The following is a 5,816-nucleotide window of genomic DNA, read 5'->3' as shown; positions in this document are numbered from 1 at the left end:
GTCCCCGACGTCCGAGCCCGGCCCCTCCGGGTGGCGCCAGGTGGCCCCGGCCACCCCGCACCACCACGGCGTCCCCGGCACCCGCGTGGCCTCGCGGCGCAGCACCGCGGGCAGGAAGCCCGCGAAGACGTACGACCAGCCGAACCGCTCGGCGTCCGTCACATGACCGGTCGCCTCGGCGAACGCGGCGAAGCGCCGGTTGGTCACCGCGTGCGCCGCGATGGAGAACGGGGCGAGCCGCACCTCGCGCGCCGGGCCCTCGCCGTCGCCGGGGAAGCCCGTGCCCTCGTCGCTGCCCATGAGGAACGAACCGCCCGGCAGCGCCACCATCGGCCCCGCGGCGTCGTCGTCCCCGCCGGAGTCCGGGTCGGGGTGCGGCGCGGCGGTCCCGGCCGCCGGTCCCGTTCCCCCGCCTCCGCCCGTTCCCCTGTCCGTGTCCGTGCCCCGGCCGCGTCCCGGCGCGCAGCACGCGGGCCGCTCAGGCGTCTCGTTCACCGGATCCGTCCTCGCTCTCGCCCATCCCGCTCTTCCCGTCCCCGTCCGCCTCGTCCCCGCTCTCCCCGAGCAGTTCCTCGGCGAAGTGGCAGGCGGTGGTGCGGCCGGGGCGTATCTCGCGGAGCGGGGGCGCCTCGCTCACGCACCGTTCGCGCCCCTCCGCCTCGCGGTCGCGAAACGCCGGGCCGATCGGGCAGCGCGGGTGGAAGCGGCAGCCGCCCGGCGGGTCGAGAGGGCTGGGCGGCTCGCCGACGGGGGCGGGCGCGGGACCGTCGCGCCGCTCCGCGGCGGACGGGCCCGGCTCGGGCACCGAGTCGACCAGGGTGCGGGTGTACGGGTGGAGCGGCGCGTCCAGCACGTCGGGGGAGGGGCCGCTCTCCACCGCGGTGCCCAGGTACATGACGACGACCCGGTCGGTGAAGTACCGCACCAGCGACACGTCGTGGGAGATGAAGACGTAGCCCATGCCGCGTTCGGCCTGCAACGCGTCCAGCAGGTTGACCACCTGGGCCTGGAGCGAGACGTCGAGCGAGGAGACCGGCTCGTCGCAGACCAGCACCCTCGGGTCGACGGCCAGCGCGCGGGCGATGGCGATGCGCTGCAACTGTCCCCCGGAGAACTGCCGGGGCCGCCGGTCCAGGATGTCGTCGGGCAGCCCGACGGCCGCCAGCAGCTCGCCACAGCGCTTGCGCCGCGCCGCCCGGTCCGGCTCCAGGCCGTGCACGATCATCGGCTCCTCCAGCAGCGCGCCGATGCTCATCCGCCCGTTGAGCGAGGCCAGCGGGTCCTGGAAGATCATCTGCACGGTCCTGCGGAACTCCCGCAGCCCGCGGCCCGACCGGCCGGTCACCTCCGCGCCGTCCGCCTCCACCCGGCCCGCCGTGGGCTCGTCGGCCCGGACCAGCAGCCGGGCCAGCGAGGACTTGCCGCAGCCGCTCTCGCCGACGATGCCCAGCGACTCGCCCGGCGCCACCTCCACGTCCACGCCGTCCACGGAACGGACCACGCCCGCGCCGCCGCGCAGCAGCCCACCCCGCACCCGGTGGTGCTTCACCAGCCCGGTCCCGCGCAGCGCGGGCACGGCGGCGGCGCCGGGCGCCGCCCGCGGCCGGGGCGCGCGGGGCGCGGGCGCCTCCTCGCCCAGGGCGCCGTCCACGACGACCGGCAGCCCGCGGTCCCGGGGCGTCGTCATCCTCGGCACGCAGGCGATCAGCCCGCGGGTGTAGGGGTGCCGGGCGCCGGTGAACACCTCCGGCACGCCGGCGCGTTCCACCACGCGCCCCTCGTGCATCACGATCACGCGGTCGCAGAGCCGTGCCACCACGCCGAAGTTGTGCGTCACCAGCACGATCGCGGTGGAGAACTCCCTTCCCAGCCGCGCGAACACGTCGAGCACCTGGGCCTGCACGGTGACGTCGAGCGCGGTCGTCGGCTCGTCGGCGACCAGCACCTCGGGCTCCCCGCTCATCGCCAGCGCGATCATCATCCGCTGCCGCATGCCCCCGGAGAACGCGAACGGGTAGTCGGCGAAGCGGCGTTCCGGGTCGGGGATGCCGACCAGGCGCATCAGCTCCAGGGCGCGTGCGCGCACCGCCGCGCGGCCGAGGCCGGGCCGGTGCAGCCGGATGGTCTCACCGAGCTGGTGGCCCACCCGCATCACCGGGTCCAGGGAGTTCATCGGGTCCTGGAAGACCATCGAGATCCGCGAGCCGCGCAGCGCGGCCCGCTCACGTTCCGCCATGGCGAAAAGGTCGCGCCCCCGGTAGCGGACCGTGCCCGCCTCCACCCGGCCGGGGGCGCGGACCTCGCCCAGCAGCGACAGGGCGGTCACGGTCTTGCCCGAGCCCGACTCGCCGACCACGCCCAGCGTCTCCCCGGCGCGCACCTCCAGGTCCACGCCCCGCACCGCGCGCACATGGCCCGACGCGGTCGCGAAGCCGACGTGGAGCCCCGAGACCTCGATGAGGGGCCCCTCGCCCGCGCGGTCGGTTCCGGGACGCGTGCCGCCAGTCATCGTTCCGCCAGATTCCGGTTGAGGGCGTCGGCGAGGAGCGTGAAGCACAGCACCAGCGCGCTGATGACCACGAGCGGCCCGACGGCGTAGAAGGGGGAGGAGGTCAGGAACGTCAGACTGGAGTTGAGCAGGCTGCCGAGCGAGGCGTCGGGCGGGGGGACGCCGAGGCCGAGGAAGCTGAGGCCGCCCTCCAGGAAGACGGCGGTGGAGCAGGCCAGGGCCGTCTGCACCAGCAGCACGTCGAAGCAGTTCGGCAGGATGTGGCGCAGGTACAGCCGCGCGGTGGAGACGCCGAGGACGCGCTCGGAGAGCACGTAGTCCCGCGCGCTCTGGGAGCGCACCGCGCCGCGCAGCACCCGGCCGAACATGGGCGTGGCCGCCACCGCGACCGTCACGATCACGGCCCCGGTGCCCACGCCGAGCAGCGCGGCGAAGGCCAGGCCCAGGATCAGCGCGGGGAACGCCAGCACCACGTCGAAGACCCGCTGCACCGGGGTGTCCGTCCACCGCCCGGCCGAGGAGAACAGCCCGAGGAGCCCGCCCACCACCAGCGAGAGCGGCACGGACGCCACGATCACCAGCAGGCTGACGCGGACCCCGGCCAGCAGCCGCGCCAGCAGGTCCCGGCCCAGCTCGTCGGTGCCCAGCGGGTGTCCCGCGGACGGCGCGGCCAGCGGCTCCTCGGAGACCAGCTCCGTCGCGCCGTGCGGGTAGAACGGCGGAACGAGGAGCGCGGCCAGCGCGATCACCGCCAGCAGACCCAGGCTCAGGAGCACGGCGGGGCTCGCCCGGCGCGTGGGGGACCCGGTCATGTCCGCTCCCTCACCCGTGGGTCGACGGCCGCGCCGAGAACGTCGCTGAGCAGCTGGAGCACGATGAACACGGCCACCGCCAGCAGCAGGAGCGCCTGCACCACCGGATAGTCGCGCGCCTCCGCGGCGCGCACCATCGCCTGCCCGAGCCCCGGCCAGGCGAACACGCCCTCCACGATGACGGCGCCGCCCAGCAGATGGCCGATCTGGATGCCGAGCACCGTGATCACCGGGCCCAGCGAGTTGGGCAGGCCGTGCCGCAGCAGCAGCCGGCGCCGGCCGAGACCCCTCATCCGCGCCGCGAACCAGTACTCCTCGCGCACGGATCGCTGGAGCGCCGCCGTCAGGAACCTGGCCAGCACCGCGGCGGCGGGCAGCGCCAGGCAGACGCTGGGCAGCAGGAGGAACTGGGCGCCCGCCACCGGGTCCTCGAAGAACGACACATAGCCGCCCGACGGCAGGACCTTCAGACCCACCGCGAAGACCAGGACCAGCACCACCCCGGTCACATAGGTGGGGACGGCCAGCATCAGCACGTTGACCGCCGCCAGCAGCGTGCGCACCCACCCGGACCGCGCCATCGCGCCCGCGACCCCCAGCGGGAACGCGAGCAGCAGCGCCAGCAGCAGGGCGGACATCGCGAGCATCCCGGTGTTGCCGACGCCGCGCGAGACGATCTCGGAGACCTCGGCGCCGTTGACGAACGACGTGGACAGGTCGCCCGTGAGCACGCCGCCGAGCCAGTCGGTGTACTGCGCGGCCAGCGGCCGGTCCAGGCCGAGCTCCGCGCGGGCGGCGTCGATGGCCTCGGGCCCGGCGTCGGGCCCCGCGAGGGTCGCCGCGGGGTCGCCGGGGGACAGCCGCAGGACCAGGAAGACCGGCACGGTGGCCAGCAGCAGGACCAGCAGGGCGGACGGCAGGCGGCGCAGCAGGTAGCGGAGCACGGTCAGCCCCCCGCCAGGTGGGCGCGGTCCAGGTCCAGCGCGTTGAACATGGTGTAGCCGAAGTCGCGCAGCGCCTCGGTGGTGGCGAAGGACTGGGCGCCGCTCACCAGGTCGATCACGAACTGCTCGGTGAGCAGCAGGTCGGTGACCTCGGCGTAGGTGGCGGCGGCCTCCTCCTCGCCCGTGGCGCGCCAGGCCCGTTCGGCCAGTTCGGCGTAGCGGCCGTCGGTGAAGTTCGACGCGTTCCGGGTGGCGTTGAACGGATAGGCGCCGTTGAGCAGCGTGGCCGGGTCGAGCTGGCCGAAGCCGTGGCCGGCGACCCACAGGCCCGGCAGCGTCGCGCTGCCGAGGCGCTGCTGGAAGTCGGCGGGCTGGAAGACGGTGAGGGAGGCGTCGAGGCCCACCGACCGCAGCCCGTCCTGCACGATCTCGGCGGTGGAACGGTCCCCTCCCGGCTCGCCGGTGCGGATCGCCAGTTCGAGGGAGGCGCCCTCCGCGCCCGCCTCGCGCAGCAGCGCGCGGGCGCGCTCCGGGTCGTGCCGGTAGCGCGCCGCCGCGCCCTCGTCGTAGGCGGGGCTGGTGGCGGCCCAGGGTATGGAGGTGGTGGCGCCGACCGAGTCCAGCACCATCCGCAGCACCTTCTCGCGGTCCACGGCCCAGGAGATGGCCTGCCGCACCCGGCGGTCGTCCAGCGGGGCGACCTCCACGTTGCAGCCCACGTAGTGGCCGTAGTCCCGGCTGGCCAGCTCGTGGATGCGCAGCCGGTCGTCGGCCCTGAGGTTGTGGAGGTGGTTGCCGCCCAGCTGGAAGCCCAGATGGGTCTGGCCGCTCTGCAACGAGGCGACGATGGCCTGCTGTTCGCCGACGATCCGCAGCTCCACCCCGTCGAGACGGGGCAGGCCCGGCTTCCAGTAGTCCGGGTTGCGGTCGAAGCGCAGGGCCACGCCGGGGCTGTGGTCGGTGAGACGGAACGGGCCCGTGCCGTTGAGCACGGCGCCGGACTCGGCCTCGGCCAGCGACTCGTGATCGGCGATGAACATGATCTCGCACAGGTCGAAGAAGTTGCTCACGCCGTGGGCCAGGCGCAGGGTCACCTCGTGCTCCCCGGTGGCCGAGGCGTCGGCGACGGCCGCCGCGGTGGAACGCAGCTGGCCGGGGGCGCCCTCCTCGCCCGCCTGCCAGCCGACCATCTCGATCACGTCCCGCGGCCCGAACGGGCGCCCCGAGTGGAACCGCACGTCCTCGCGCAGCCGCAGCACCACGGTCCGCCCGCCGTCGCGCGTCTCCCACGCCGTGGCCAGGGAGGGCCGGGGGCGGAGCGTCGCGTGGTCGTATTCGGTGAGGGTGTTGTAGACGAGGCGCTGCCAGGTGAAGTTGGGCGTGTTCTGCTGCCGGAAGGTCGGGAAGCTGACGTCGTCGACCTGGGACAGCACCACCGTTCCGCCGCGGCTCCCGCCGCCCCTCCCCGGGGAGCGGCGCGCCACCGGCGTGCACGCCCCCGCGCCCGCGCCCGGGGCGCCGAGCGCGCCGACCGCCCCGAGCCCGCGCAGC

Annotated in this window: 5 protein-coding genes; all 5 read right to left on the bottom strand. The window is 75.0% G+C overall.

Annotated elements, in window-relative coordinates; genetic code table 11:
* Window positions 1-495 (bottom strand): SUMF1/EgtB/PvdO family nonheme iron enzyme (locus tag ADY01_RS31660; RefSeq protein ID WP_420715760.1); only part of this gene is annotated, 495 nt, incomplete at its 3' end.
* On the bottom strand, window positions 479-2,509 hold the full coding sequence (locus tag ADY01_RS31655) for an ABC transporter ATP-binding protein (RefSeq protein ID WP_049580167.1): 2,031 nt from the start codon (window positions 2,507-2,509) through the stop codon (window positions 479-481). The genes ADY01_RS31655 and ADY01_RS31660, both read right to left, overlap by 17 nt.
* Complete coding sequence (locus ADY01_RS31650; protein WP_053171420.1) at window positions 2,506-3,321, bottom strand: ABC transporter permease; 816 nt, start codon at window positions 3,319-3,321, stop codon at window positions 2,506-2,508. Before ADY01_RS31650 ends, ADY01_RS31655 begins: the two co-directional genes overlap by 4 nt.
* On the bottom strand, window positions 3,318-4,265 hold the full coding sequence (locus ADY01_RS31645) for an ABC transporter permease (protein ID WP_049580166.1): 948 nt from the start codon (window positions 4,263-4,265) through the stop codon (window positions 3,318-3,320). The genes ADY01_RS31650 and ADY01_RS31645 overlap by 4 nt, the downstream gene beginning before the upstream one ends.
* 2 nt (window positions 4,266-4,267) lie before the next feature.
* A partial coding sequence (locus tag ADY01_RS31640; RefSeq protein WP_049580165.1) for an ABC transporter substrate-binding protein occupies window positions 4,268-5,816 on the bottom strand: 1,549 nt, incomplete at its 5' end.

Source organism: Streptomyces sp. SBT349 (genome assembly GCF_001083795.1).
Classification (GTDB): domain Bacteria; phylum Actinomycetota; class Actinomycetes; order Streptomycetales; family Streptomycetaceae; genus Streptomyces.
Note: the sequence above shows the minus strand (reverse complement) of the source record. Positions and strands in the feature narration are given on the sequence as shown.